The sequence below is a fragment of the Amylolactobacillus amylophilus DSM 20533 = JCM 1125 genome (assembly GCF_001936335.1).
In the GTDB taxonomy this organism is placed as follows: Bacteria; Bacillota; Bacilli; order Lactobacillales; family Lactobacillaceae; genus Amylolactobacillus; species Amylolactobacillus amylophilus.
In genome coordinates this window covers 1,211,470-1,238,466 of record NZ_CP018888.1, presented here as the reverse complement: position 1 = coordinate 1,238,466, position 26,997 = coordinate 1,211,470, and the positions used below count along the sequence as shown (strand labels likewise).

Genomic DNA, 26,997 nt, shown 5'->3' with positions numbered 1-26,997 from the left:
TTAATCCCCTTTCTTTTCAATCACGGATTTATAAATTAAGGTATCAAAATTGCGGTAAGCAATGTAATAGAACAGACTATTGAGCGTAATATAGATGATGTAGACAACGATTGGCCAGACATAGCCCGCGACCTTGAATTCACCCGTCATCACGGGTAAAAATGCCAGGTTGGCAATCACCGCCATGAACACGGGGGCAAAAAAGAAGATGCTCGTTTGGCGCAACAAAATTCGTTTGAGCTCCCGCTTAGTACCGCCCATCCTCCGGTAGATACGGAAGTCGTGCAAATTGTCAAAGGTACTATCTTGGAGTTTCAGGAGCAACAGGTTGCCACTAGCGAGAACTAGGAGCAAGCCCAGGAACAGGAGAACAAAGACCGCTAACCCGATCAGCTGCTTGAAACGGTCATTTTCCTGTTCAAGGAAATTAAACTCCTGTTTGCTTGCGATGTAGTGCTCCATGTCATACGAAGTATCTACCTGCACTTTATCTGCCTTATTCAACCCCAAATAAACTACGGGGTCTCGTTCTCCCGTCTTGCTAAGTTGAGCCATAGCACGCTTAAATTTCGTTGTCAGCTCACCCTCTAGCGAGAAACCAAGCACTCGATATTCGTACTGGGGCGTAATTTGAGCAAATAATCCATCAGTTACCACCAACGTATTTGAGAAATACATGTAGCGTCCCATTGGAAAGTATTTTGATTGGTCAGTAATCTTCAGCTCTGGCGTCCCGGTTGCAATCTGCGCTCGCAGGAGAAACTCGCTGGCATTCGCCCGACCGGCAGCAGGCGGGTTGTCCTCACCTGTATCTGAAAGGAAAATCGTCTCATTTGGCTCAAGGTGTACGGGTAATTTATGAAACATCTGGCCAATAAATTGGTTATACGAACTAAATTGAATGAAACTCCATGCAGAATATTCTCCACCATTTTGATCCACAAGTACTTTGACCTTCGTCTCACCACGCTTACTGAGCTTCACATTATTACGTGACGCAATCTTTTCCACTGCCGGTAGCTTAGCCGCTGTGATGGAAAGTTGTGTGGGCGAATCCCGTTGTATCTGTTGTTGGCGGTATGGGTAAGCGTACGAAAGTGCGCTAAAGATAGCTAGTGCGACAATCGAAGTCAACGTAATAATCGTGAGGACAAAGCTGTTCTGCAGCAACGACTGCTTCAGATTATTCAACCAGATCAATTGCACATCATTTTGCAACCGCATTTTCTTCACAAGATTAATCATGAGTGGCAACGTCCACTTGAAGAAGCCATAGCACGCCACAATACTAAAGGAGGCAATCACGGCGGGTACCTGACTAATCGTCGTCAGGTTATGCTGCATCCGAAACGGCAAATCGGCCAGCCACCAGTACAACTCATAGGCTAAAACGAAGAGGGAGAATAGCCCAAACGGCACTTGAATTAGCCAATTCTCCTTTGGTTTCTTGAAGCGGGTCTCTTTATCGACGATAAATGAAGCCCTATTTTTGGTGATGTGATAGATGATGTTTAGGAATAGAATCAGCATAGCGAGCGCAAACAACACGGCCATCTCCTGCACAGCCTGTAAATCCCAGCTAAGAATTGGTGCAATGTCCAGCGCCATTAATTTCAGAAGAAACATGTAAATCAGGCGGGAGAAAATCAAGCCAAGGCCAATTCCGGCAGTCAGACAGATTAGGCCGATGACTAGAATCTGAACCATGAAGTAACTGGCAATTTGTAGCTTGGAGAAGCCGGCAAATAAAAGCACGCTCACGTCCCGCCTCTTCTGGCGCATGAAGAAGTTATTGGAATAGAGAACGAACAGAAAGATAAAGAAAATAATGAAGTAATGGATTGAAATCAGGGTTGCTAGCCCTTGATTGCCAAGTATGCCCACATTTTCCACCAGTTCTCGCTTAACTCGGTCATTCATACTAATTTGAAAAAACGAGAAGGCAACCATAATCGAGAAAGAAACTGAGAGCAGAAAGATTGGCAGGTGGTCAACGGTGTGCTTGATGTTCTTCAGCGCAAACTTGATAATCATCGTTTGGGGCCCCCACCAATGACCGCTTGCATGTTGATGATTTTCTCAAAGAAATCCTGGCGACTTTCCGCGCGGTTGATCTCGGAGAAAATCTGACCATCACGCACGAATATAATCCGTTTGCAGTAACTGGCCGTGAACGGATCATGCGTCACCATCATGATGGTCGTCTGTTCTTTTTGATTGACCTCCGACAGGAATTGCAACAGCTCAGTAGCAGACCGTGAATCGAGGCTCCCCGTTGGTTCATCGGCAAAGATAATTGCGGGGCGCTTGATAATGGCCCGTCCGGCCGCGACCCGTTGCTTTTGGCCGACGGAAAGCTCACTTGGGTAATGGTTCAAAACAGACTCTAACAATAACAGTTGGGCCACCTGCCTCACACGCCGCCACACTTCACGCGCAGCAACATGGTCTGCCAATAATGGTAACTCGATATTCTCCTGCACGGTTAAATTCTCGAGGAGGCTGAAATCTTGGAAGATATAGCCTGATTTGTTCTTACGAAAATCCGCTAATTCGCGCTCGTTTAAGCCGGTCGTCACCTTTCCGTTCAACAAGACGGTACCACTAGTGGGAAAGTCTAGCGTAGACGCCATGTTTAATAATGTGCTCTTCCCCGCACCACTAGGTCCCATGATGCCCAAGAATTCACCTGGTTCAATCCGGAAACTGACGTTGTTGACCGCACTATAACGGTTTTTCTTTATTCCGTATGTCTTTGAGACTTGCCGCAGCTCAATAATGCTCATTTGCTAACCTCGATTAGGACTTTCAATCACTTGCTACGCTCATTTTAGCAGAAAAAACATCGGATACCTAACTAGCCACAACCGGTAATTACGGGTAAAATTAGGGCAGAGGTGGATTATGTATAAAATTATGATTGTTGAGGACGACGCTGTCGTGGCCGAACTCATTTCTGAGACGCTCGATAAATGGCACATGCAAGCCATCATCATTGACGACTTTAACAACGTGATGCAGATTTTTGAACGTGAGCAACCGGACCTGGTTCTAATGGATATTAACCTCCCAATTTTTGATGGCTACTACTGGAACCAGAAAATTCGGGCGGTCTCAAAAATTCCCATTATCTTTATCAGCTCACGTAACACTAATATGGATATGGTGATGGCCATGAACCTAGGCGCCGACGACTTTGTCGCTAAACCTTTCTCTACAGAAGTCCTGATGGCCAAGATTAACGCACTCCTGAGACGAACATATAACTACACTGAACAGACCGCCGAAACAATCAGCCACGGCGGTCTCACGTTGAACTTATCTAATAGTACGGCAACGTTTCAGGGACAAACAATCGAGCTCTCAAAGAACGAATATAAGCTCTTACAGTATCTGTTACGCCAGCACGGCCAAATTATCAGTCGGAACAGTCTTCTCCGAGCATTGTGGGAAGACGAGCGTTTCGTTGACGACAACACGCTGACAGTCAATATTAACCGTCTACGCAAGAAATTCGAACAGGTTGGGCTACTTGACTTCATCCAGACAAGAGTTGGTCAGGGCTATATTATTCCCTGATAAAAAGGAGCATTTATGAATTTCTGGCGTTTTTTCAAAGACCATCTAACCCATGTGTTGGGCTTTCTCTTCGGTCTCATCTTTTTGAACCTCATTATTTGGATTGACTCTAGTTTAAAGGCAAGTATTTTCGGCCTGCTGTACTTGGATCTACTTAGTATTGTCTTCTTATTTCTCTTCCTAATAGTGCTTTATTGGTCCAGACGCAACTTCTACGAGGAGCTAAAGTATAGGACAGAGCACCCTGAGAAGGGATTCGAGGAACGCTTAAACTTAGCCCAAACCAACACTAATCGAGCATACGAGGCTGCCTACAATGCCCTCCTTGACTACAGCCGGCTTAACAATAATGAGTTGGTCGAGCAACTCGCCAACCAGCAAGAGTTCATCAACACGTGGATTCACGAGATCAAGGTACCCATTTCAGCCTTGCAACTGCTGAATGAATCGGTTGCCACAAACATCCCTGAAACCAAAAGTGCGCAGATTACTGAAGAGATTTCCAGAATCGATCACTTAGTGGAACAGGTTCTCTACTACTCCCGTCTCGAAAATTTCTCAAACGACTACATCATTGCTAAGTACTCACTGAAGGAAATTGTAAAGGACGTCGCCATCGAGAACATGACCTATATTTTAAATAAGCAAATCTCCTTCAATATTCTGGGTACGGATTCCACGATTCTAACAGACGAGAAGTGGCTTAAATTCATCTTGAATCAGCTGCTGAGTAACGCCATCAAGTATACTCCGGAGGGCGGCAAGGTTGAATTCACCATCAGAACCACGCCACAGGAAGTAACCCTTTCGTTGACGGATAATGGGATTGGCATTCCGAAAGCAGATCTCTCCAGGGTATTTGAGCAGGGTTTCACCGGTTCGAATGGGCGCAAGCAGAACACCAAGTCGACTGGTCTCGGCCTCTACCTCGCTTCTAAAATGGCGAAGAAACTGGCCCATAAATTAACTCTCCAATCGACCGAGTACGTGGGTACGACCGTCACACTAAGCATTCCCCACTTAGGCTTCTACAACGATCACGACGACACGAATAATATCACGCTCTAAAACAGATAACCAAAAGGGCCGCTATACAGGAATCCAAATTCCAATATGGCGGCCCTTATTTTAGGGAGTTATTAACACACACTAATTTTTAACACGATCACTAGTTATTTGTTTTGACCTTTAAAGCCATCGCATTAACGGCGACGATCACTGTCGATAAAGACATCAACACTGCACCAACAGCTGGATTCAGGATAAAGCCAATTGGAGCTAATACACCAGCAGCTAGTGGTAAGGCAAGGATGTTGTAGCCTGCACCCCACCAGAGATTCTCAACCATCTTCTTGTTCGTAGCTTTTGCCAGATCCAGGAAGTTCAAGATATCCGTTGGGTTGCTCTTCACCAATATGACGTCCGCAGCATCAATGGCCACGTCTGTTCCGGCACCAATTGCCACCCCGATGTCAGCCAGTGCAAGTGCAGGTGCATCATTGACCCCGTCACCGACCATCATCACCCGATGACCGGCAGCTTGATATTGTGCAACAATCTTCTGCTTATCATCAGGGAGCAATTCAGCCTTAAATTCCGTCACGCCAATCTGGTCCGCCACAATTTTGGCAGCAGTAGCATTATCACCAGTCAACATTACCGGTATCAGGTTACGATTCTTCAACTGCTTGATGAAGGCCTTAGTACTCTCCTTAATCTTGTCACCAACACCGATAATTCCGAGGACCTCATTTTGAGCAATCAGGAAGCTCACAGACAGACCTTGACCAGCTAACTGGTCATATTCTACCTGCGCGAAATTAATCTGATTCTGTTCCAGATACTTTCTGTTCACAATCATGTATTTTGTACCTTCATAAGTACCCTGCATCCCGACACCCTTAACGGTTTCGACGTCCGTAAATTTGGTGGCAGTAATTCCCTTGGCCGCAACATAATCAACAATACTCTGGGCGATCGGGTGACTGGAATTCTGCTCTAGTCCTGCAAATAGCGCACTAACTTCATCTTTACTCATATTATCCGTTAACGATTTGATTGCGGTAACTTCGAATACACCCTCGGTCAGAGTACCAGTCTTGTCCATCAAAACATACTCAATCTTTTGGGCATTCTCTAATGAATCACGGTCACGAATCAGGAGACCCTTCATCGCAGCAATAGATGTGGAACGCGATACCACGAGTGGAATCGCTAAGCCAAGTGCATGTGGACACGCAATTACAAGTACGGTCACGAGAATCGAGGCAGCTTTCGAGAGACCGCTAGTTGGGAGCCAAATTAAGAAGGCTACGATACCGACGGTCAAGGCAGCGTAGAACAACCAGCCAGCAACCTTGTTTGCCAAATTTTCGGCACGTGATTTAGCTGACTGGGCATTCATGACTAGTTCTGAAACTTGGGCTAAGAAGCCCTTACCTTGTTCCTGGGTAACTTTAATTGTCAGTGTACCATCGCCATTAATCGTCCCACCAATGACCTGATCGCCAATTTGCTTAGCCACCTTACGCGACTCGCCAGTCACGAGTGATTCATCGACGTGGCTACTACCATCCTCGATAACGCCGTCCGCGGGGATACTCTCACCGGCACGAACTAACACAGTCATCTCTTGTTGTAGGCTTGCGACGGGCATGTCATGAATCTGATTATCCTCGTGCAGCACATGGGCAACATCTGGCACCAGCTTACTCAACTGATCAAGTGCGCTACCAGCTTTCATGACCGAATTCATTTCGATCCAGTGACCTAGCAGCATGATGATGATTAATGATGCCAGCTCAAAGAAGAAATCCATCACATGGGGGTGTCGACCAAGCAAGTCATTGTTAATTACGGCATAGACACTGTAGAAATAGGCCACGCTAATTCCCATTGCTATCAGGGTCATCATTGCCGGCTTCTTCTGTTTTAATTCCTCGTAGGCACCGCCGATGAATGGCCAGCCACCATAAAAAAACAAGATTGTTGAGAGAGCTAATACAACCCAGCTCGAGCCGGTAAATGTGAATTGAAACGGTAGCTCAGCACCCATCATGGGTGCCATCAACAGAATCGGAATTCCGAGAATAAAGGATACAACAACCTTCAACTTCAAGTTACCTATATGCTCCATCCCGGACATACCGTGGTGCATATGGCTATGATCCATTCCGCCGTGATTCATCATCGAATGATCCATCTGCTCGTGTTCCATGTGATCGTGATCCATCTTCATTGGTTTCGTTTTATCCAAAATAATTTCCTCGCAATCTCAATTTTTAAATACAGTTACACTGCACAACTTCTGGTGCCGTTTTGGCTTTCTCAGTCAGCATCACAATCATTCGCTGAATATCGGACTTAGTTAATTCGGTGTCACTCAAGACATCCGTCAATACAGAACCAACATGGTGCGCACAAAAACTCGCAATTAATTGTTTCTCATGCTCCTCCATGGTCAGCTCTTCCGTCACCAGTGCAGTGTAGAGGTAAGGTCTACTCTCATCGTTCTTAGCCAAGTAGCCCTTCTTGACCAACCGGCCGATTAACGTTTTAATCGTCGACTCGGTCCAGCTCGTCTTCCTTAGCATCACATCAATAATATCCTGGGCTGTGACTTCCTTTAGCGTCCAGACAATCCGCATCACTTGCCACTCAGCCGGACTAATTTCCGCCTTCTTTGTCGTTACCATTTCTTCCTCCATTAATTTACATCTGTAAACTTAATAAACTTAGTTTACATTTGTAAATTTAGCAACGCAAGCTTTTTAATTACTTTTTTTCAATTCAATCACGAAAGCTAAATCTAGAAAACAAAAAAGAGACCTAACCATTGTGGTTAGATCTCAATTCATTAGCAACTGCTATTTACTGAATTTATCCATAAATTCGTTGACTAACTTGATGTTCTCATCGTTTGTAACTGATTCCTTAGTTGCCCGCTCAGCTAATTCGACCATATCAGTCGTGCTGAGCTTCTTCATCAGGCTTCTAATCTTCAAGACAGAAGTTGCACTCATTGAGTACTCATCGAGCCCCATTCCAAGCAAGATAGGAACCATGATTGGGTCACCGGCAGCTTCACCACACATACCAGCCCATTTACCTTCAGCGTGTGCTGATTCAATAATGTGCTTAATTAAGCGCAAAACAGATGGGTTATACGGTTGGTAAAGGTATGAAACATGCTCGTTACCACGATCTGCTGCCATTGTGTAGGCAATCAAATCGTTCGTACCAATACTAAAGAAGTCAACTTCCTTCGCAAATTGGTCAGCGAGCACTGCAGCGGCTGGAATCTCCATCATCATGCCGACTTCAATCTTATCAGCTACCTTAACGCCAGCTTCGACCAGCTTAGCCTTCTCTTCTTCAAAGATGGCTTTAGCATCACGGAATTCCTTGATCGTTGCAATCATTGGGAACATAATTCCTAAGTTACCGTAAGCGGATGCTCTGATTAAAGCACGTAATTGCGTCCGGAAGATATCTTGCCGATCGAGGGAGATACGGATTGCCCTGTAACCCAAGAATGGATTATCTTCTTCTGGTAACGGTAGGTATGGGAGATGCTTATCTCCACCGATATCCATCGTCCGAACCACAACCTGTTTGCCGTCCATGCTTTCAAGTACTTCCTTGTACGCTTCAAACTGATCATCCTCGGTTGGTAATTCGGCAGAATCCATGTACAGGAACTCTGTTCTGTACAAGCCAATAGCCTCAGAACCATTCTCGTGTACTCCGGTCAAATCCTTCGGTGTACCAATGTTTGCGGCTAAGGTGTAGCTCTTACCGTCTGCAGTGACCGTTTTTTCGTCACGCAACTTATCCCATTCAGCTTTTTGTGCAGCGAAATCTGCAGCCTTTTGGGTAAACTCTGCGACAGTATCGTCAGCCGGCTCAACGATGACTTCACCAGTCATTCCGTCGACTAGCACCTTTTGACCTGCAGCAACTTCTGCAGTCATCTTACCGGTACCTACAACGGCTGGAATTTCCAGCGAGCGAGCCATGATTGCTGAGTGAGCTGTCCGACCACCAATATCAGTGACAAAAGCCTTCACAAACTTCTTGTTCAATTGAGCTGTATCACTTGGTGTCAGATCGTGTGCAACCACAATCACTTCTTCATTAATCAAAGCAGGGTTTGGTAATTCGACACCCAACAAGTGTGCCATGATTCTCTTCGAAACATCACGCACATCGGCCGCCCGTTCTTGCATGTATGGATTATCGGTCATCGCCTCAAACATGCCGATGAACATTGTCGATACTTCATCTAAAGCAGCTTCGCTGTTGATTTTTTCGTCTTTTACCTTTTGTTCAACTGCACCAGTAAATTCTGGGTCAGCTAAAATCATCAAATGTGCATCAAAAACCTGGGCTTCTTCCTCACCCAGGTTTTCTTTTGCTTTATCACGAATGACGTGTAATTCATCGGTCGAGGTAGCAATCGCCTTCTGGAGCTTTGCTACTTCAGCGTCGACTTCACTAACTGATGACTTTGAAAACGAAAGGTCAGGCTCTACTAACATATAAGCTTTGGCAATTGCAATGCCGTCGCTTGCGCCAATCCCTTTAAGTGTTTTCGTCATTATTCAGCTAGTCCTTCCTTTGTCATTGTTTCTTCAATAGCAGCGATTGCTTCTGCTTCGTCGTCACCTTCTGCACTGATTGTTACATCAGAACCTTGGCCAACACCGAGTGACATTACACCCATGATTGACTTCAAGTTAACTGACTTACCATTGAATTCAAGGTTAATGTCAGAGTTAAACTTGCTTGCAGCTTGCACCAATAAAGTTGCAGGACGTGCGTGAATACCAGTTTCTGCTGTTACGTGAAAATCTCGTTTTTCCATTATGTTTGTCTCCTTTATAATACAAAAATTGACCGAGTAAACTCAAATCATCGATACTAAGATTATCATTCTTTTTCGAATTAAACAAGCATCCATGTAAATGTTTTCATTGTTCATTTAGACCAGTGTAGACGACATCGCCACCACGTTCGGCACGACCAACAATCTCGGCTCTTTTACCAAATTCACGTAGTGCGGCCTGAAATGCAAATGCTTCGGCTGGCGCCACACGAAATTCCGATAATTTACCACTTACTAGGTCATTTAAAATAGTATTGTAATCCATAGTTTCACTCCAATCATTTCTATTATAACCACGGACTCCTAATTTGCCTAACATAAAAGCTCAAGTCTTAGCACTTGCCTCACATGAGTGCTAATTGTATAATGTTACTTGAGTTTAGGATAGATAAACTTAATCGAAAAGAAAAGGTGGGAACGAAATGCTTTGTCAGAATTGTCAACAAAGAGAAGCAACGATTCACCTCTATGCGAATGTCAACGGCAACCAGCAAGAGATTAATCTATGTCAAAACTGCTATCAATTATTAAAACAGAAACAGGGTAACTCAATGAACAGTAACGATCCATTTGGTTTCTCAAGCATTGATGACTTATTTAACCAGTTAAATGGTGCTCAACAGGAAAATAATTTGAATGGTCAACCAACATCAGAACGACCTACTCAGGCCGGTCGTAACGGTGGCGGCAACAAACGTGGCAACTCAATTCTTGCTCAGTTTGGAGTCGACCTGACTGAATTAGCACGCACTGGTAAAATCGACCCGGTAATCGGGCGCGATAAAGAAATTGCACGTGTAATTGAGATTTTAAATAGAAGAACGAAAAATAATCCAGTATTAATCGGTGAGGCCGGTGTCGGTAAAACAGCTGTTGTGGAAGGACTTGCACAACAAATTGCTGATGGCGCTGTGCCAGCTAAACTACAAGAGAAGAAAGTTATTCGACTAGACGTCGTTTCACTGGTCCAAGGAACCGGAATCCGCGGTCAATTTGAACAACGGATGCAACAATTAATCGACGAGATTCAAAAGGATAACTCTATCATCTTATTTATCGATGAAATCCACGAAATTGTCGGTGCTGGTAACGCCGAAGGCGGCATGGATGCCGGTAACGTCTTAAAACCAGCACTTGCACGCGGTGAGCTACAACTTGTGGGTGCCACCACCTTGAATGAATACCGGACGATTGAGAAGGATTCTGCCCTTGCACGGCGCTTCCAGCCGGTTCAAGTAAATGAACCATCAGTCGACGAAACAATTCAAATTTTGCGCGGCTTGCAGCCGAAATACGAGGCATACCATCACGTCAAGTTTACTGAAGGTGCAGTCGAGTCGGCGGTTAAACTATCCGCACGCTATATTCAAGACCGCTTCCTACCTGACAAAGCGATTGATTTGCTCGATGAGGCGGGTTCACGGATGAACTTAACGATTCCGGCAATCGACGAAGCCACAGTCAAGAATCGTATCGACGAAGCCGAGCGCTTGAAGCAGGACGCTTTGAAGAACGAGGACTACGAGAAGGCCGCATACTATCGCGATCAGATTGACAAGTACAATCAGATGAAGAACGAGAATACGGATCCCGATAAGACACCGCAAATTACCGAGAAAATCATGGAGAAGATTGTCGAAGAGAAGACAAATATTCCGGTTGGCGAACTTAAGGCCCAGGAGCAAAATCAACTGAAGAACCTCGCTGATGACTTACATCAGCACGTCATTGGTCAAGATGAGGCTGTTGATAAGGTTGCAAAGGCTATTCGGCGTAACCGGGTCGGCTTCAATAAGACCGGTCGGCCAATCGGTTCCTTCCTGTTCGTTGGCCCAACAGGTGTTGGTAAAACAGAGCTAGCTAAGCAGCTCGCTAAGCAACTGTTTGGCTCGGACGAATCAATGATTAGATTCGATATGAGTGAGTACATGGAGAAGCATTCGATTTCGAAGCTCATAGGTTCACCTCCAGGTTATGTGGGTTACGAGGAAGCTGGTCAGTTGACCGAGCAAGTTCGTCGTCATCCATACAGCCTGATCCTGTTCGATGAAATTGAGAAAGCTCATCCTGATGTTCTTCACATGTTCTTACAGATTTTAGATGATGGTCGACTGACGGACTCCCAAGGTCGAACAGTTTCCTTTAAGGACACAATCATCATTATGACCTCAAACGCTGGTCAGGGTGTGCAGGAAGCTAACGTGGGCTTTGCCGCAACCATCAACGGCATCACCCACTCCATCATGAATAAGTTGACAGAATACTTCACACCTGAGTTCTTGAACAGACTTGATGACATCGTTGAGTTTAAACAACTCTCGAAGGAGAACTTGCTACAGATCGTGGACTTGATGATTGATGACACCAACAAGATGATTGCAGATCAGGGTCTGACCATTAAGGTCACGGATCCAGCTAAATCGAAGTTGGTTGAGTTAGGCTACGATCCAGCAATGGGTGCACGGCCACTCCGTCGTACTATTCAAGAACAGATTGAGGATAAGGTGGCTGACTTCTACCTGGAGAATCCACAGGAACAACAGCTAGAGGCTAAGATCGAGAATAATGAGATTAAGATTGCTGCTTCTAAAACAAAGACAAAATAATGACTAGAATTATCAAGCGAGTGCTTTAAAAAGCATTCACTTTTTTTAACACAAAGTATCGCATAATCCTTTATTTAAAAGCTAAAAAAGCGCTATAATGAATTTAACAAGTTTAAGAAAAAGTGGTGAACAAGATGCATTTAATTGACGTAACCAACTCATATCGCAGGATGGTCGAGAATCAACTTGCAGCAACAGACGCAAATCTAATCAAGGTCTACTCACTTGGCAACACAACAGTGATTTATAGTGAGGCTCGTCGCCACATCGACGCTGTAATCTCTAATAAAGTCAGAAAAATCAAGCAAATGGAGGTTGACTTCGTAATCGATAATCTCTTCGAAAAGGAGATTCGACCCAAACTAGAAATCAACGAAACGGAAAGACACCGCGTCATCGATATTACTTTGAGGCGCGAAACAGCATAGTGGTCCACAATACACGATAGAACACAGCTAAAAGGGCTTTGGATAAAATCCAAAGCCCTTTTTGTCAGTATTATAGTTTGGCGTGTAACTGCACGTCCGGATACTTATCAGCAAACCAACGTAGTGCAAACTGGTTCTCAAATAAGAATAGTGGTTGGTCGAAGCGGTCCTTCACCAATAAATTTCTGCTGGAGGACATCTTGGGATCTAGCTGGCTTTGATCAATCCAGCGCGCCACACGTGAGCCAATCGGCGTCATCACAACCTCAGAGTTATACTCGTTTAACATCCGGTATTGGAAGACCTCGAACTGCAGCTGTCCGACAGCGCCCAGAATGTAATCATCCGTCTGATAGTTACGGTACAACTGAACCGCACCCTCCTGCACAAGCTGCTGCATCCCCTTATGAAACGACTTTTGCTTCATAACATTTTTAGCAGTCACTTGCATGAATAATTCCGGTGTAAACTGTGGCAGTTCCTGGAACTCAACCTTGCGCTTACCTGAGTAGATGCTATCACCAATCTGGAAATTACCAGTATCGTACAGACCAACGATATCACCAGCAACAGCATTACTTACCTGCACACGTTCACTAGACATGAACTCTGTGGCATTGTTCAAGCGAATTGACTTACCAGTTCTGGCTAGAGTGACGTCAATTCCCTTCTCGAATTCACCAGAGCAAATCCGCACGAAGGCAATGCGATCACGGTGTGCAGGATTCATATTTGCTTGAATCTTGAAGACAAAACCGGCAAATTGTTCATCGTCTGCAGCCAGTTCTTCCTTGTCATCATTAGCAAGTGTCACTTCATGACTATCGGGGCTTGGTGCGATTTTGACATATTGTTCTAGGAAGGTCTCTACACCAAAGTTGGTTAAGGCCGAGCCAAAGAACACAGGAGTCTGATCACCAACCGCAACTTTAGCAGCATCAAAAGTATTGCCAGCTTCGTGTAACAACTCGATGTCACCCAGAGTATCGTCGTAGATTGATTCCTTTGTCAACGGATTGTCCTCAGACAACCGACCATCCTCATCCAGCTCGAGATACTTATCGGCAGCCTCTGCACGATAGAGTTCGATTCTATGATTGGCAATATCATACAGACCCTTCAGTCCTTTACCCATACCGATTGGCCAGTTCATTGCGACACCCTCGATACCAAGTAAATCCTCGAGTTCAGCAATTAGATCTAGCGGTTCACGGCCATCACGATCAAGTTTATTCATGAATGTAAAAATCGGAATCCCCCGTTTTTTAACAACCTTGAACAACTTCTTAGTCTGAGGCTCGATACCCTTAGCAGAGTCGATTACCATGACAGCGGCATCGACGGCCATCAAAGTTCGGTATGTATCCTCAGAGAAATCCTCATGTCCGGGAGTATCCAGGATGTTAATTCGTTTGCCCTGATACTCAAACTGCATCACGGAACTGGTAACCGAAATACCACGTTTCTTTTCAATATCCATCCAGTCACTCGTTGCGAAGTGACCAGACTTCTTGGCCTTAACGGTACCAGCCTCACGAATCACACCACCGAATAACAATAGTTGCTCGGTAATTGTTGTCTTACCAGCATCGGGGTGGGAGATGATTGCGAAGGTCCGTCTTTTTGCGACCTCATTTGTTAAGTTTTGCATTATTTTAATCCTTTAAATGTTTCACTAATTATATCTATTTCTTACGGTAAAAATCCTTTATTACTGTACCACACTAGTGCAAAAAAAACAGCGACTTAATCGCCGCTGTCCGGTTCAGTTCCATTAGAATCGCCATCTTCATCCTCAGGTACATCGAGTGTCAGCGTCTCAAGTCGTGAGCCCTTAACCCGACCAGTTGTTAGAATCATGCCATTTTCTAGCGGAATTTTTAATTTAGCACTGTTACTTGGAATCATGCCGAGCTCCGTGATTGCAAAGCCAGCAATAGTGTCAACGTCGCTCACATCGATTTCCGTCTCGAAGACTTCGTTGAAGTCATCGATTGGCATCTTACCAGCGATCACATACTGATTCTCGTTTATCTTATTATAAAGTGTTTCTGAATGATCTGATTCGTCATCAATATCACCAACGATCTCTTCCAGTAAGTCCTCAATCGTTGCAATTCCGACGACCCCACCATACTCGTCAAGCAGGACGGCCATTTGCATCTGCGTCTTCTGCATCTCAACCAGCAGCTCGTCAATCATGATTGTTTCAGGCACGAACAACGGACTAGCCATCGAGTCTTCCAGCTTCAAGTTTCCAAAACCGTCACGGCGCGCAATCTTCAGGATAGTCTTGATGTGAATCACACCCACAATCTTGTCCTTGTCTCCGCGATAGACGGGGATTCTCGAATAAGGCTGATCCAGAATTGCATCCAGATTCTCCTGCTTATCGTCCTCGATGTCGATCATGAATGCATCGGTTCTTGGCACCATGACCTCACGCGCCATTTTATCATTGAAAGTAATGATTCCTTCCAACATGTGAAACTCGTCTAAGCCAATGACACCCTTCTTACGCGAGGTTTCGATTAACGAGAGCATCTCTTCTCTCGTGATATCGTCTTGATTGTCGGTAAAGTCAATTGGTGTGACCTTCATCAACAGATTGGTCGATGCGGAAAGCAACCAAACGAATGGCCGAAGGAAAATACCCACGACGCGCACCAGCCCGACTGTAGCCTTTGCGACCGACTCGGACCTTGAGATAGCAATCTGCTTTGGATAAAGTTCACCAAAGACTAGAGAAACATATGATAAGGCCACGGTAATCACGACAATTGAGACTTCCCGTGCCCAGCTGGCGCCACCAAAGAGTGGCTCCAAGAATTGAGCTAGATTAGTTGCGGCACTCGCACTGGATAGGAAACCAGCGAAAGTAATGGCAACTTGAATCGTTGCGAGATAATTAGTTGATTGAGACATTACGCTGAGCAATGTTTTGGCTTTTTTATCACCATCATTTGCCTCAGTCTCAAGTTTATTGCGGTTAACGGAAACGATTGCCATCTCAGCCGCAGCGAACACGGCATTAATTAACGTTAAGATGACAATCAACAGTATCTGTCCGCCTAAGGAACCGGCTCCAGGGTCACCATTCATAAAACTACTTCACACTCCTTTTGTATTGTAAATCTAAATTAAGATAATTATAGCATAGCTCTTATCTCCTGCAAAAAATGATTGTTCGGTGCAAGAGAATAATACTTCTATACTACATTATTTTACCAAAAAACACAGAATTATTTACTGGAAAGCTACTATGTACTTGATCATGTTACATTAATTATAGCCTAGGCTTTGTCCCACGTATTTCAAAACACAGCAAAAAATAGTAAGCTATAGTCAACAACTAGAAAAGGATTACATCATGAAAAAAAATAAAGTAGCAGACGTCTTCGTCTTCCTGCTGGTCATCCCCTATCTTTGTACCCTGACGCTCATCGGTATTGGCTTCAATGCCCTTGTGATTCACCCCGCCAGCCTCTGGCGAACCGCTGTCGGTGCATTCGTTGGTGCCCTCATCATGTTTGGTATCAAGGGAACTATTCAGCGTCCACTCGATTTGATCTCCGATAACGTCGAGAACAGCTTCTTTCTCCAAACATTACGCTTCTTCAGTGTTCGTCGCCGACGCCTGTACCAGCTTGCCAATATCTTGCTCGACTTCATTCTTTGTGGCTTAGCAACTTATCTGGTACGACAGGTGCTGACATTTGATCAGATTGCTGGAACTGCCGTTGGCTGGGTCATGCTCATCATGTTCATCTCAACAGCTATTGGCGCATACCTCGAGTATGACAACCTCTCGATTGACCCCACACAAAAATAGCTATCTCTAAATTAGTTTACCAAAATTGACAAATACCCATTTCCTTTGAATTTTCAAAAGAAATGGGTACTTTTTTTATTTAACAGAATCATATTTTAATATCACAAATAACTGTATACTATGAGCAACACTGCAGCTGATATTTATAAGTCATCAAATTATCAAAGGAGATACTATTGAAATATTTTGTTCCTTACATAACTCAAATTGGACTACTATATTTAACGGCATATTTATCCTTTTTAATCCGGTATCTGCGAAAAGGATTTGAAGTTCACCATTTCTTAAATTTAAAAGGATGGCAAAATTTAAAGAAAGAAATCAAATATACCGTAAAAAAAATAGAAGAAAAACAAAACCCTAAGTTACTACGCTTTAATACAGTTTTATTCTTTTTTTGGATAATCTTACCACTAATTTCTTTTGGTGCAACTATCGCAAAACCAAGTAGTACAACTACTTTTTTTCCTATTATTTCTGTATTCTTATGCTTCTTCGCTTTATACAGGATTTTTGATGCTATATACGCAAAACAGATAGGTATAAAATTTAATATAATTAAGCCAGGTTATACTAATTTAACAGTCAACATTCTACTAATTCTTATCCGTGACCTTGGTGCGGCCTTCATTTACTTCTATTTCTCCTATTAAACCAATTAGGCTAGTTATAAAATGTTAAGTACACTTCCCATTGATTTCAAAACGTCGATTAAACTATCTAATCCTTGTTTTAACTTATCTGCGCTCACCGCAAGAGTTGTTGCAACAGGCAGCAATTGTGGCCCACCTAAAATCACAATTACCGTTAGACCTGCATATAACATTACGGTTGAAGTTTGCTTGATAAGATTTGGATTTGTGGCAGTTTCATATATCGGTTGGTACACTTCATTAGGTACTTGGTTTCTATGGATATACGTTTCTAAAGTAAGTGTATATTTATTATCAACTACAGAATTTGAAGTTGTACTCTGAACCGTTCCCTCTACACTAACTTTAAAACCTACCATGTTATCCCTAACTACTAGTCCTGCTTTAATTGATCCATTTCCAATCATTGGTGCAAGTTTATTAAATACACCATTCAGATCACCTACATCATATGATGTCATTACATCATTAAAGCTCTGTAAAACGTCTGTACTCTCATTAATCACTTGAGCATCACTTATTGAGATAATACCCATACTTCCATCAACTACGGCCCCTGACCACTTATTTTCAAGCGAGACATAATATTCTGCAATCGGTGTTGAAATATGTTGTTCCTGACTAGAGACGGTCCAATTTATTGCACCAAATAAAGAGTGATAGTCTGGAAATTGGGACAAAATTTGATTAGCAACATAATTCGCTTGTACTTTTGTGCTTACTTGTGAAACACTTGCAACTCCAGAATCTAAGCCAGAACTTGCATCTTGATCAATATCAACTCCATAATAGGTGTCGTAAATTATTTAAAATAACGAACAAGAGTTCCAAAATAGATTGCAATTCTACTAAACAACTTCAAAATAGGTGTATACTTTGATAAAACCTTTTATTAGTCGGGAGAACCCTTTGAATCAAGTCACGTGGCCATTTGGCATATATATAATATTTATAGCAATTGCAGTCGTTTTCAGACCACTCATCATTGATAACACTGAGAAAAGTTATCTCGAAATGGGAGGCAAGGAGGATTTTGTTACTTTACGTAGGGATGAATTAAGTGCGGTTAGTGATAAATTACCCAAGGTAATTTTATTTATTTTTAATTGGTCTACTGTAGTCGCCCTAGTTTTACTATTTCCTCTAATAGGTGCTCTCTTAGCTAATCTCGATAGTGCGTATGTTATCTATCCATTCATATCGGGATATTTTGCATTTTTATTTTTATTCAAAATTTTTTATACATTTTTCAAGAATAAACTTGCTCATAAGTATAATTACAAAACTATCTTGGCCGAAAGTATCTGGATTAATTTATTATCGGCTTTTATCTGCTATGCCACTGGATCAATTATTTTCTCTTTGTATAATTACATAATCTGGTAAGTAACCAAAATAAAAACGACTATCTCTAGTCGTTTACATCTTCGATCACGTCGCCCAGGTAAACTGCAGTGACGTGTTTTTGTTTGTCCGGATAGAGCACGTTCAATACGTACGGCTTCTCGCTCAGACCCAAGTTTGCTGGTACTTCTATCCCAGCCTGCTTGATATCCGCCAAAAGTGTGGGAATTGTCAAGTTCAATGGTAGCTGGAAAATACTCTCGTTTCCGTTCTTCTCATCCACCACTGCGTTACTTGCGGGTAGCTCATACTTCATTAAACCCTTTGGTAAATCAGCTTCTCCCTTGTACAGCATCCCCTGCCAATACATAAAAGTCTCAGGGCCAAAGATTACAAGTCCGGCACGATTACGTTCTAGGTCGTTAGTCTCATCCAAGCCAACGAAATCAGCACTTTCCTCCACCTCTTGGTAAGCGGCAAAATAGCCGTTACCGTCATTTGGCGCAATCTGAAGAAATGGCTTACCAATAAATGTTAACTTCTCAAATTTCTTTTGTTCCATGTTACTTACACCTTCCTACTTGTACCATCGGCATAGTTGATGCTGACGCCCTCTTGCACATTAAAAATATAGATATTGAACTTAATTGTGGAATCCTCCACTGACTGTGCCCTCATTGAAATTCCACGTGCGACAAGTTCGTCACCACGAAAAATTGGTTGGACATAATACAACACATGGTGATTCGTTGTTCTGATGTATTCCGCAATTTGATTCTCGTATTTAGTCATTCCCGGATCGTTCAGCGATCGCGTGCCAGTCATCAGATTTTTCAAATTATTATTCTGACCCGTTAGCTGATAGCCAATCAGGTGACTCCTATTGTACAACCAATCCATATGGCCGTTCATCGCCACTTTCTTATTATGGTAGCCCGTCGGATCAACATACAGACGTTCACGCTCAGACTTTGGCATCAAATCCTGTCCGAGCATCGCCTTCGCAATAGTCACCCGGTTTAACCGGTCCAAGTCACCATATTGCTGCCAAGTCCCCTTTGCAAGTGACAACTCATCTTCCGTAAACCCGGGATTATTGTTATTAATCTGGATTGTCTGTTGCCCGGAATACTCAAGTGCGGCTAACTCGGTCTGATGCTTGACGTCTTGATTAGTCAGTTGCATCTTAGCTTCGTCGCCCGAGTTGTTCATTTTCTTTTGAACTTCAGGGACCACGACCGCCAACAACACGATCACCACTAACGAAATAATGATATTCAAAGTACTATTTTTTGTCCAACGCTTATGCGCAATGCGCCGATAATTTGGTCTCTTACTCATGCCACCAATCTTACTCCTTTATTTATCATGCTACTTTTATTTCACCAAAAGTAATAAGTCCAGGACCGCGGTCCTAGACTCATTCTGACTATATCGTATTTACCTTGGTTTGGGACGGCCCTTTCTTCTCGGCTTCAGCTCCTGATATCGCTTGTACCAGAGGTCAACGTAACCCGGGGCAAACGGCCCTAACTCTTCATCAACAAACCGGATGAGTTCATGGACGCTCCCCCGCAGAATCTGATCTATCTCAGGTGGATAATTCCACTCTGCTGCATGTGCAGCATATTCATCCACATCGAGCAGTCGTTTTTCCCCATCGGGAAAGACCTTAATATCGAGGTCGTAATCAATGTATTTGAGCGCCTCTTGGTCAAGCGTATATGGACTTGCCAAGTTGCAATAATACGTTACGCCCGTATCTCTAATCATCGCAATAATGTTAAACCAATAATGACGGTGAAAATAGACAATTGCGGGCTCGCGAGTCACCCAGCGTCGTCCATCAGCCTCAGTTACCAAAGTATGGTCATTACAACCGATAATTGCATTCTCACTGGCTTTCAGCACCATCGTGTCCCGCCAATTTCTGTGAAAATGCCCATCATGCTTATAACTTTGAATAGCAATATAGTCGCCTTCCCTAGGAAGTTGCATACTTTCACCAGCTCTCAAAGTTCATTCCTGATACAGTATAACAAACTTATTTTTTAAAGACTATTAATATTCTTCAAGCTCCTCTAAGCTGATGATCTCTCCATTCAAAAAGCGGTCGATTTCACCGCTAGAAAAACCGTGCTGGAAAAGGTATTGCTTCATTCTCCTCGTATACTCATACCCAGAATATTTCTTGAATTTTTTATATGCCTTTATCCCCTGCGTCAGTAACGCATCATTTTGTAGTTCCTCATCATCACCTAGATCGATTGCATCAAGAATTGGCTGGATTAGTTCACTGGTGAATCCGTGTTGCATGAGCTTCTGGCGCATCTTTTGCAACAGTTCTCTTTGTGAGAGTCGCCCAAACTGTCTCGTCATTGGTTGTACAATCTTCAGGCCCGTCGCGATAAAATCTGCTGGATCAACTTCATCGAGGTGCAGTGCAATCTGGTCGCCCGTCAGCCCCTTTTGACGTAGTTTGTTCATAATCTGTCGTGGCCCATCCGTGCCAACCGTCAAGGCGTTGTTAATGAACAACTTGGCGAAGTTATCATCGTCAAGATACCCCAGCTCAATTAGCCGTTTTACGACCACCTCTGTCGTCTCAGCATCGACTTCTTGTTTCGCCATATACTGGCGAATTTCTTTGATTGAGCGTGGCTGGTAGCTGAGATAACTAAGAGCCTGCTCTTGGGCCTTGGCATTTTGTTCGGCCTGCTTAATCACCATAATCTGGGCCTCGGTTAGCTCTTTGCCCTTAGCTAACATGAACTCGCCCAGCACGTTCGTACTAACCGCAAAGGCATATTCGTCATCAACGAAAACATTGAAGCGTCCACTTCTTCTCTGTGCTGTAATTTTAGTAATTTGCTTCATAGTGTACATCCTTTACCTAATCATCTATTATAAGTATGGTGAAAAACTATTAGCAATGAAAGTAAAATCGGTGAAATAATGAAAAATTATCCCCAAAAATTCGAAAAAAAAGAATTAATGATTACCATCAACCGCATGGGCATCAACGGTGAAGGTCTTGGTTACTACAAGAAGAAAATCATGTTCATTCCGGGTGCGCTACCTGGTGAGGTTGTCATCGCCAGGATTATCAAGGAGAATCCCCGTTATATCGAAGGCGCCCTCGTCCGGATTAAGAAAGCCAGCCCTGATCGCGTGAAATTTCCTGCCGGAGTCGATCCAACGGTTGGTGGACTCGAACTGGCCCACCTAGACTATGCGAAGCAACTAAAATTCAAGACGGACATTATCCGGGAGTCACTGGAGAAGTTTCATCCCAGAAATTACACGAAGTATAAGATTAAGAATACCATCCCGGCACCAGCACAGTGGCATTACCGTGCGAAAGCCTCATATCAGGTCGAACGACGCGGTGGCAAGCTCAAGCTTGGGCTCTATCGTCCAAATTCTCATGACCTAATTGATTTACCCAAGATGCCAACACAAAGTCCATTGACTCAGACGATTATTCGTCAGATTGGGGCGATCATCACGGATCTTGACATGCCTGTTTTTGATATCAGGACTCATCCTTTCGGCATCAAGACAGTCGTCGTCCGTGAAGCTTTTGCAACGAAGGAAGTTCAGGTTACCATCATCACTGTCGGCAACAAGATTCCGCAACTCAAGCAGTTTGCTGAAGCAATCATGAAGATTGAACACGTCAAGAGTGTATTCCACAACGTGACTGAGATTGAGAACAAGAAGATGTGGGGTTACCACACCGAAAAGCTATTGGGTCAGGACAAGATTACCGAGAAGTTACTCGATAAAGAGTTCAAGCTCTCACCTGAGGCTTTCTTCCAATTGAATCCAGAGCAAACGAAGAATCTCTATGAGTTGGCCCTGAAGAACCTTGATTTAACCCCTGATGATACATTGATTGATGCTTATTCTGGTGTCGGAACCATCGGTATCTTGGCTGCGGATCGCGTTAAGAAAGTCATCGGTATGGAGACAATTCCAGAAGCCGTTGAAGATGCCAAGCAGAACGTGAAGTTAAATAATGTCAAAAACGCCGACTACTTGGTTGGTAAAGCTGAGCGTATCTTGCCTGAGCTAAAAGAAGAGGGCTTAAACTTTGATGCATTGATTGTCGATCCACCACGTACTGGACTTGATCGGCAGTTGATTAAAACCATTCTGGATGTCGCACCAAAGACTTTCGTCTACATTTCATGTAACCCGTCAACTTTGGCTCGTGACCTCGTGACATTAACGGATAAGTATGACGTGCGCTTGATTCAATCAATCGACATGTTCCCACAGACGGCTCGGGTAGAGGCTGTAGTTAAGCTTGTACTAAGAGACAAGTAGCAATAAGTAGCGACAACAACCGGGTGAAAATGAGCACTAACGATATGGCAGGAAAAATCCCTGCACTTGGGATTTAACTGGCATAAGTTAGGCGGAGTTTTCAGGTTGGTGGAGCACAATTATAAGTAGCGACAACAACCGGGTGAAAATGAGCACTAACTAAACAAGAATATAGTCCTAGTCATCCGACTTGGGACTATTTTTTTCGCACAAAAAAACAGGCCGCCGGGCTTCTTCGCGCCTCTGGGCAACCTGCCATTCCATTGAGTGGATGAGGTAGTTCATCATCTTAATGTCACGATATTTAATTTTATGTTTCTCTTAAGAATCGTTGCAACCAAGTCGTATCATCACCTGATTTATTGGTTTCGCTTCACTAACGTTAACCTAAAAGCTTGGAAATAATGCAATTCATCTTACTTGTCTCAAATGTACTACAATTCAGGCTAACACCTCTACTTTTTCTATTCGATTCCGTCTCAGGAATAAGCCTCTATTACTAATACAATTTCTGGAGATAAAACTTGTAATAACTAAATCGTTGATTTTTGACCTTACTCTAATACTTTAAAGCTAATCTCGTATCGAAAACTTGTTACTACTTTTCTCTACCTCTTCCACACTTATATAATACCATATATGTAACCGGTTGCAAATAAAAAGCTCTGAGATTTACTTTTTAATTTTGTAGTTTCTGGCGAAGCCATTTTGACCCGCAAAATAGTACTTACCAGCAGTCACATCGCTGCTCAATTCAATGTCCTCAGGTAGATCTTTCAAGGTCTCAGTGAACACATTTTCGTACTCGGCAACCGAAAGCTTAGTTCGTTCAGAAAGCATCTGCTGATGCAGTTCCTTGTTCAAATACTGCTCATATCCTGAAACCAACTCACCGGCGAAAAATTCACCCATCGCACCCGATCCATAGCTGAAGAAGCCGATTCGTTTCCCGGCCTGTAGATTAGCTCCAGCATTTTCTAAGAGACTGAGAAAGCTGAGATAAAGTGAGCCTGTATAAAGGTTACCAACCTCACGACCATACTTAGTCGAATATTCAAAGTTTTCTTCAAGTCTAGCCTTGCTATCCTCAGAAGCTTCAGCAACCGCAAGTCGATTAGCCTTCAAGCCCATTTTGGTAAATGGAAGATGATAGGTAATTGCTGTAAAATCATCTGCAGTGAGCTTATTCTGATTCAGATAAGCATCAAATGTCTTCTGGAAGAATTTCAAGTAGATTTCGGTTGAATATTTACCGTCGACAAGTGCGGTTTTGAAATTATTAGGGCGCCAGAAATCATTGATATCCTCGCTGTAGCTAGCATGTCCCTCTTCAAAAGCAATTATCTTCGGCTCTTGCGCAATGAACATGCTAACAGCACCAGCACCCTGAGTTACCTCACCACTGGTGTTCAAGCCGTAACGCGCAATGTCAGAACCAATCACGATTGCCGTATGATTGGGGTGCGCACGAACATAGTCACGCGCCATCATCAGGCCTGCCGTTGCACCAAAGCAAGCTTCCTTAACTTCAAACGTACGAATCTCATTGGGTAAGTTCAATGCCTCTTTAACAAACAGAGAGGCTGACTTTGACTGATCAATGCCACTCTCAGTTCCCACAATTAATAAGCCGAGTTTTGCAAGATCAACATCATCTAAGTATTCCAGCGTAGAATTGATAGCCAAAGTGACGATATCCTCAGTCATATCAGCTACAGCCATCTTGTTCTGGCCAATCCCAATCTTAAACTTATTTGGGTCAACTCCACGTGCATTTGCTAATTCATCTAAATCGAGGTACTTATTCGTGGTTGCAAAACCGATTCTATCAATCCCAATTTTCACGTAAACTATTCCCCTTAAATCTATTTATTTCGATATTCTGTGATAATTTGTTTTATTTTTGCGCTGCTAAAGTCTTTCCCAACCAAAATTAGTGGTAAGATTTCTGGCAATTCCTCAATTAGCGCGCCATTCGAAACAGCAGCATTTCTCGCCTGCAGCTTCATGTGACCCTCTTGAATCCCACTAGTTGCCAGAGCATAGAGAGCTGCAAAGTTATTCGCAAGGCCAATTGAAGCGACGACCTCAGCTAATTCATGCACATTTGGCTGACCGAGAATATTGAATGCTTCTTTCACATCTGGTCGAACATTGATTGAGCCGCCAACTACGCCTATTGGTAGAGGTAATGTGAGCTGTCCCACCAAGAAATCTACTTTGCGGTTCGACTCGACAGACCATGAGCTCAATGGTTCATAGTGTCCATACTCACTTGCATACACGTGAGTCGCTGCCTCTACGGCACGAAAATCATTACCTGTTGCCAGTAGTACACTGTCTACCCCATTCATGATGCCCTTATTATTAGTTGGTGCACGAAGCAGGCTCTTGCGGCCGAAATCAGCAATGGAAACAAATTTCTGTGCTACTTTACGTGCATTCTCCGAAGGTGCCTCATCAAGCTCTGCATCTGTGCAGCCCTTATTCAATAAGTTTAGTGGCAGCCAAACTTTTGCAGTTGTTAATTGAGTCGGAAAATTACTCAGAATCGCAAATTGAGCGTCTACTATCTCATCGTAATCGAGCAACAAGTTAGTTAGGTACTCCATGATTGAATTAACCTTATTGGCACCCATTGCCTCAGCTGGATCTACCAGCACCTTGAGTTCTAGCAGGCCCTCAATCATCTGAGCGGTGATTGAACGAACACCTCCGCCATGATTTACCAGACTCACAAACTGCTGGTTAAGTTGCTCAATCAGCGTTTTAATTTCAGCCACTAGCTGTGAGAAATGTTTCTCCTTGAATTCAGGGGATACCGCTAGAACAACCTGACCGTATATCCCCTGCCGTTCACTTGTCGCAATTACACCACCAGCGCGGTTAAAGATTGAGGCGCCATGATTTGCCGCGGCAACGACCGAAGGTTCCTCAGTGGCCATAGGCACACTGTATTCAACATCATTCACAATGAGGCTTTCAACAACCGATAACGGTAGGCTAAGACTACCAATTACATTTTCACTTAGTTGATTCAAAGCCGCCAAATCGGTATTTTCTATTATCTTACTTCTTAATTTATTTTTCTTATATAATTGTTCCCGACGTTCTGCAGGACTCAATTGATAAAATTTCTTAGTTGTCATTAGTCAACCACTTCGATTGCGTAAGCGATGCCCATTCCTCCGCCGATACAAAGTGCAGCAATTCCCTTCTTCTGGGATGTTTGATGTAAGTTGTTAATCAGCGTTGCAATCAGTCGGCTACCAGTCGCGCCAAGCGGATGACCAATTGCCAAAGCACCACCGGCGATATTTAGTTTCTTCATTGGAATTTCCAAGTCGCGTTGCACGGCAACTGCCTGCGCTGAGAATGCTTCGTTGATCTCAAAATCATCATAATCGGCAACTGAGGTCTTGGTTGACTCAAGCAACTTAGATACTGCGTAGAATGGTGCATAGCCCATCAGAGCTGGATCAGTACCAATCTCGGCATATCCAGTTATTTTGGCAATTGGCTGTAACTCTAGTTCTGCAACCTTCTCGGCAGTGGCTAAAATCATCATGGATGCGCCGTCACTCAGAGGTGCTGAATTACCGGCCGTCACAATTCCATCAGCTTTAAAGGCCGGCTTTAGGCTAGCAAGTTTATCTAGACTTGTATCCGGACGAATATTCTCATCGTGTTCAATCTTCTGGCCGTCATGTTCGAATTTAATCAACTCATTTGCAAACCAATTGTTCGCCGTCGCAGCATACGCTTTTTGGTGTGATTCAAAGGCAAAATTATCCTGTTCAATTCTTGAAACATGATACTTTGCAGCCACATTTTCAGCGGTAATCCCCATGTGTTGCCCACTAAGTGGATCAATCAAACCATCACGCAGCATGCTGTTAACCGCTACGTTCTCATCATCGGGTTCTGCCACTCGCTTGGTCATCATTGGCGCGTTGGTCATGCTCTCACTGCCACCGACCGCAACGATACCAGCATCCCCCATGTTCATCAGTCCCTCGGCAATACGCATTGCCTTCAAACTAGAACCACAGACCTGGTTGACAACTAATGCTGTTGAGCTTTCTTTCATACCACTGCGTAAAGCAATCTGGCGCGCTGCATTTTGTCCCAAGTTCGCCGAGATGACGTTACCAAGAATCAGCGAATCAATATCAGACATGGAAACTCCAGCTGCTTCCACAGCTCCCTTTAGGGCAATCTCGCCCAGCTCTACTGCGTTAAAATCCTTTAATTGACCGTTGTATTTACCAAACGGTGTTCTCTTTGCTGCTAAAATAAAAATATCTTTCATACAATCTTCCTTTATAATTAGCCT

The 26,997-nt window shown here is 43.6% G+C and carries 25 protein-coding genes; 8 read left to right on the top strand and 17 right to left on the bottom strand.

Features of this window, described 5'->3' with window-relative positions; all coding sequences use genetic code 11:
- Both LA20533_RS06470 and LA20533_RS06465 read right to left on the bottom strand, forming a co-directional pair.
- Complete coding sequence (locus LA20533_RS06470) at positions 1-2,034, bottom strand: FtsX-like permease family protein (RefSeq protein WP_056945950.1); 2,034 nt, start codon at positions 2,032-2,034, stop codon at positions 1-3.
- The gene (locus tag LA20533_RS06465) at positions 2,031-2,786 is read right to left on the bottom strand and encodes an ABC transporter ATP-binding protein (protein ID WP_056945949.1); all 756 of its coding nucleotides are present in this window, start codon (positions 2,784-2,786) and stop codon (positions 2,031-2,033) included. Before LA20533_RS06465 ends, LA20533_RS06470 begins: the two co-directional genes overlap by 4 nt.
- Positions 2,787-2,904: 118 nt before the next feature.
- Between LA20533_RS06465 and LA20533_RS06460 the strand changes: the two genes are divergently transcribed.
- The gene (locus LA20533_RS06460; protein ID WP_054745867.1) at positions 2,905-3,579 is read left to right on the top strand and encodes a response regulator transcription factor; all 675 of its coding nucleotides are present in this window, start codon (positions 2,905-2,907) and stop codon (positions 3,577-3,579) included.
- A 15-nt stretch (positions 3,580-3,594) separates the two neighbouring features.
- Positions 3,595-4,647, top strand: a complete 1,053-nt coding sequence (locus LA20533_RS06455) for a sensor histidine kinase (RefSeq protein ID WP_075362817.1) — start codon at positions 3,595-3,597, stop codon at positions 4,645-4,647.
- Positions 4,648-4,747: 100 nt separating this feature from the next.
- On the opposite strand, the gene LA20533_RS06450 is transcribed toward LA20533_RS06455, so the two are convergent.
- The 5 genes from LA20533_RS06450 to LA20533_RS06430 all read right to left on the bottom strand — a co-directional run bounded on the left by LA20533_RS06450 (position 4,748) and on the right by LA20533_RS06430 (position 9,731).
- On the bottom strand, positions 4,748-6,835 hold the full coding sequence (locus tag LA20533_RS06450; protein WP_236693761.1) for a heavy metal translocating P-type ATPase: 2,088 nt from the start codon (positions 6,833-6,835) through the stop codon (positions 4,748-4,750).
- 25 nt (positions 6,836-6,860) lie between these two features.
- A complete protein-coding gene (locus LA20533_RS06445) occupies positions 6,861-7,274 on the bottom strand; it encodes a CopY/TcrY family copper transport repressor (RefSeq protein WP_054745865.1) in 414 nt (137 codons plus the stop codon).
- Between the two features lie 171 nt (positions 7,275-7,445).
- The gene (gene ptsP, locus LA20533_RS06440) at positions 7,446-9,179 is read right to left on the bottom strand and encodes a phosphoenolpyruvate--protein phosphotransferase (RefSeq protein WP_056945948.1); all 1,734 of its coding nucleotides are present in this window, start codon (positions 9,177-9,179) and stop codon (positions 7,446-7,448) included.
- Entirely contained in the window at positions 9,179-9,445 is a 267-nt protein-coding gene (locus LA20533_RS06435; RefSeq protein ID WP_054745863.1) for a phosphocarrier protein HPr, read from the bottom strand. Before LA20533_RS06435 ends, ptsP begins: the two co-directional genes overlap by 1 nt.
- A 106-nt stretch (positions 9,446-9,551) precedes the next feature.
- Complete coding sequence (locus tag LA20533_RS06430; protein WP_054745861.1) at positions 9,552-9,731, bottom strand: hypothetical protein; 180 nt, start codon at positions 9,729-9,731, stop codon at positions 9,552-9,554.
- Between the two features lie 157 nt (positions 9,732-9,888).
- Here LA20533_RS06430 and LA20533_RS06425 point away from each other — a divergent pair, with 157 nt between their 5' ends.
- Together LA20533_RS06425 and LA20533_RS06420 are read left to right on the top strand one after the other, a co-directional pair.
- Positions 9,889-12,072, top strand: a complete 2,184-nt coding sequence (locus tag LA20533_RS06425) for an ATP-dependent Clp protease ATP-binding subunit (protein WP_056945947.1) — start codon at positions 9,889-9,891, stop codon at positions 12,070-12,072.
- Positions 12,073-12,206: 134 nt separating this feature from the next.
- Positions 12,207-12,500: a DUF1827 family protein gene (locus tag LA20533_RS06420; RefSeq protein ID WP_054745859.1), complete on the top strand. Its 294-nt coding sequence runs from the start codon at positions 12,207-12,209 to the stop codon at positions 12,498-12,500.
- Between the two features lie 70 nt (positions 12,501-12,570).
- Here LA20533_RS06420 and LA20533_RS06415 read toward each other — a convergent pair whose 3' ends face one another.
- Together LA20533_RS06415 and LA20533_RS06410 are read right to left on the bottom strand one after the other, a co-directional pair.
- Positions 12,571-14,151, bottom strand: coding sequence for a peptide chain release factor 3 (locus LA20533_RS06415; RefSeq protein ID WP_141322554.1), 1,581 nt, complete (start codon positions 14,149-14,151; stop codon positions 12,571-12,573).
- Positions 14,152-14,246: 95 nt separating this feature from the next.
- On the bottom strand, positions 14,247-15,602 hold the full coding sequence (locus tag LA20533_RS06410) for a hemolysin family protein (protein ID WP_056945945.1): 1,356 nt from the start codon (positions 15,600-15,602) through the stop codon (positions 14,247-14,249).
- A gap of 268 nt (positions 15,603-15,870) precedes the next feature.
- On the opposite strand from LA20533_RS06410, the gene LA20533_RS06405 reads away from it, so the two are divergent.
- Positions 15,871-16,332, top strand: a complete 462-nt coding sequence (locus tag LA20533_RS06405; RefSeq protein WP_054745853.1) for a hypothetical protein — start codon at positions 15,871-15,873, stop codon at positions 16,330-16,332.
- 176 nt (positions 16,333-16,508) lie between these two features.
- The gene (locus tag LA20533_RS06400) at positions 16,509-16,985 is read left to right on the top strand and encodes a hypothetical protein (RefSeq protein ID WP_056945944.1); all 477 of its coding nucleotides are present in this window, start codon (positions 16,509-16,511) and stop codon (positions 16,983-16,985) included.
- Between the two features lie 14 nt (positions 16,986-16,999).
- On the opposite strand, the gene LA20533_RS06395 is transcribed toward LA20533_RS06400, so the two are convergent.
- Positions 17,000-17,665: a hypothetical protein gene (locus LA20533_RS06395; protein ID WP_054745849.1), complete on the bottom strand. Its 666-nt coding sequence runs from the start codon at positions 17,663-17,665 to the stop codon at positions 17,000-17,002.
- 229 nt (positions 17,666-17,894) lie between these two features.
- Between LA20533_RS06395 and LA20533_RS06390 the strand changes: the two genes are divergently transcribed.
- Positions 17,895-18,371, top strand: a complete 477-nt coding sequence (locus tag LA20533_RS06390; RefSeq protein ID WP_056945942.1) for a hypothetical protein — start codon at positions 17,895-17,897, stop codon at positions 18,369-18,371.
- Positions 18,372-18,396: 25 nt separating this feature from the next.
- On the opposite strand, the gene LA20533_RS06385 is transcribed toward LA20533_RS06390, so the two are convergent.
- The 4 genes from LA20533_RS06385 to recX all read right to left on the bottom strand — a co-directional run bounded on the left by LA20533_RS06385 (position 18,397) and on the right by recX (position 21,206).
- Positions 18,397-18,891, bottom strand: coding sequence for a hypothetical protein (locus LA20533_RS06385; protein ID WP_054745845.1), 495 nt, complete (start codon positions 18,889-18,891; stop codon positions 18,397-18,399).
- 5 nt (positions 18,892-18,896) lie between these two features.
- The gene (locus LA20533_RS06380) at positions 18,897-19,670 is read right to left on the bottom strand and encodes a DNA/RNA non-specific endonuclease (RefSeq protein ID WP_056945941.1); all 774 of its coding nucleotides are present in this window, start codon (positions 19,668-19,670) and stop codon (positions 18,897-18,899) included.
- Between the two features lie 99 nt (positions 19,671-19,769).
- Positions 19,770-20,327 carry a DUF402 domain-containing protein gene (locus LA20533_RS06375; RefSeq protein WP_054746016.1) on the bottom strand — a complete coding sequence of 186 codons (558 nt, stop codon included), beginning with the start codon at positions 20,325-20,327 and terminating at the stop codon, positions 19,770-19,772.
- A 63-nt stretch (positions 20,328-20,390) separates the two neighbouring features.
- A complete protein-coding gene (recX, locus tag LA20533_RS06370; RefSeq protein WP_056945940.1) occupies positions 20,391-21,206 on the bottom strand; it encodes a recombination regulator RecX in 816 nt (271 codons plus the stop codon).
- 78 nt (positions 21,207-21,284) lie between these two features.
- Between recX and rlmD the strand changes: the two genes are divergently transcribed.
- On the top strand, positions 21,285-22,661 hold the full coding sequence (gene rlmD / locus LA20533_RS06365) for a 23S rRNA (uracil(1939)-C(5))-methyltransferase RlmD (protein WP_056945939.1): 1,377 nt from the start codon (positions 21,285-21,287) through the stop codon (positions 22,659-22,661).
- 672 nt (positions 22,662-23,333) lie between these two features.
- Here rlmD and LA20533_RS06360 read toward each other — a convergent pair.
- Genes LA20533_RS06360 through LA20533_RS06350 form a run of 3 tightly spaced genes read right to left on the bottom strand, consistent with a single transcriptional unit; the run spans position 23,334 to position 26,973 of the window.
- Entirely contained in the window at positions 23,334-24,506 is a 1,173-nt protein-coding gene (locus LA20533_RS06360) for a hydroxymethylglutaryl-CoA synthase (protein ID WP_056945938.1), read from the bottom strand.
- 20 nt (positions 24,507-24,526) lie between these two features.
- Entirely contained in the window at positions 24,527-25,810 is a 1,284-nt protein-coding gene (locus LA20533_RS06355; protein WP_054745842.1) for a hydroxymethylglutaryl-CoA reductase, degradative, read from the bottom strand.
- Positions 25,810-26,973, bottom strand: a complete 1,164-nt coding sequence (locus tag LA20533_RS06350; protein ID WP_056945937.1) for a thiolase family protein — start codon at positions 26,971-26,973, stop codon at positions 25,810-25,812. Before LA20533_RS06350 ends, LA20533_RS06355 begins: the two co-directional genes overlap by 1 nt.
- Positions 26,974-26,997: the final 24 nt, after the last annotated feature.

Coding starts and splice junctions, on each gene's coding strand:
- LA20533_RS06470 (WP_056945950.1), bottom strand. CDS start 2,034: ATGATTATCAAGTTTGCGCTGAAGAACATCAAGCACACCGTTGACCAC.
- LA20533_RS06465 (WP_056945949.1), bottom strand. CDS start 2,786: ATGAGCATTATTGAGCTGCGGCAAGTCTCAAAGACATACGGAATAAAG.
- LA20533_RS06460 (WP_054745867.1), top strand. CDS start 2,905: ATGTATAAAATTATGATTGTTGAGGACGACGCTGTCGTGGCCGAACTC.
- LA20533_RS06455 (WP_075362817.1), top strand. CDS start 3,595: ATGAATTTCTGGCGTTTTTTCAAAGACCATCTAACCCATGTGTTGGGC.
- LA20533_RS06445 (WP_054745865.1), bottom strand. CDS start 7,274: ATGGTAACGACAAAGAAGGCGGAAATTAGTCCGGCTGAGTGGCAAGTG.
- ptsP (WP_056945948.1), bottom strand. CDS start 9,179: ATGACGAAAACACTTAAAGGGATTGGCGCAAGCGACGGCATTGCAATT.
- LA20533_RS06435 (WP_054745863.1), bottom strand. CDS start 9,445: ATGGAAAAACGAGATTTTCACGTAACAGCAGAAACTGGTATTCACGCA.
- LA20533_RS06430 (WP_054745861.1), bottom strand. CDS start 9,731: ATGGATTACAATACTATTTTAAATGACCTAGTAAGTGGTAAATTATCG.
- LA20533_RS06425 (WP_056945947.1), top strand. CDS start 9,889: ATGCTTTGTCAGAATTGTCAACAAAGAGAAGCAACGATTCACCTCTAT.
- LA20533_RS06420 (WP_054745859.1), top strand. CDS start 12,207: ATGCATTTAATTGACGTAACCAACTCATATCGCAGGATGGTCGAGAAT.
- LA20533_RS06415 (WP_141322554.1), bottom strand. CDS start 14,151: ATGCAAAACTTAACAAATGAGGTCGCAAAAAGACGGACCTTCGCAATC.
- LA20533_RS06410 (WP_056945945.1), bottom strand. CDS start 15,602: ATGAATGGTGACCCTGGAGCCGGTTCCTTAGGCGGACAGATACTGTTG.
- LA20533_RS06405 (WP_054745853.1), top strand. CDS start 15,871: ATGAAAAAAAATAAAGTAGCAGACGTCTTCGTCTTCCTGCTGGTCATC.
- LA20533_RS06385 (WP_054745845.1), bottom strand. CDS start 18,891: ATGGAACAAAAGAAATTTGAGAAGTTAACATTTATTGGTAAGCCATTT.
- LA20533_RS06380 (WP_056945941.1), bottom strand. CDS start 19,670: ATGAGTAAGAGACCAAATTATCGGCGCATTGCGCATAAGCGTTGGACA.
- LA20533_RS06375 (WP_054746016.1), bottom strand. CDS start 20,327: ATGCAACTTCCTAGGGAAGGCGACTATATTGCTATTCAAAGTTATAAG.
- recX (WP_056945940.1), bottom strand. CDS start 21,206: ATGAAGCAAATTACTAAAATTACAGCACAGAGAAGAAGTGGACGCTTC.
- rlmD (WP_056945939.1), top strand. CDS start 21,285: ATGAAAAATTATCCCCAAAAATTCGAAAAAAAAGAATTAATGATTACC.
- LA20533_RS06355 (WP_054745842.1), bottom strand. CDS start 25,810: ATGACAACTAAGAAATTTTATCAATTGAGTCCTGCAGAACGTCGGGAA.
- LA20533_RS06350 (WP_056945937.1), bottom strand. CDS start 26,973: ATGAAAGATATTTTTATTTTAGCAGCAAAGAGAACACCGTTTGGTAAA.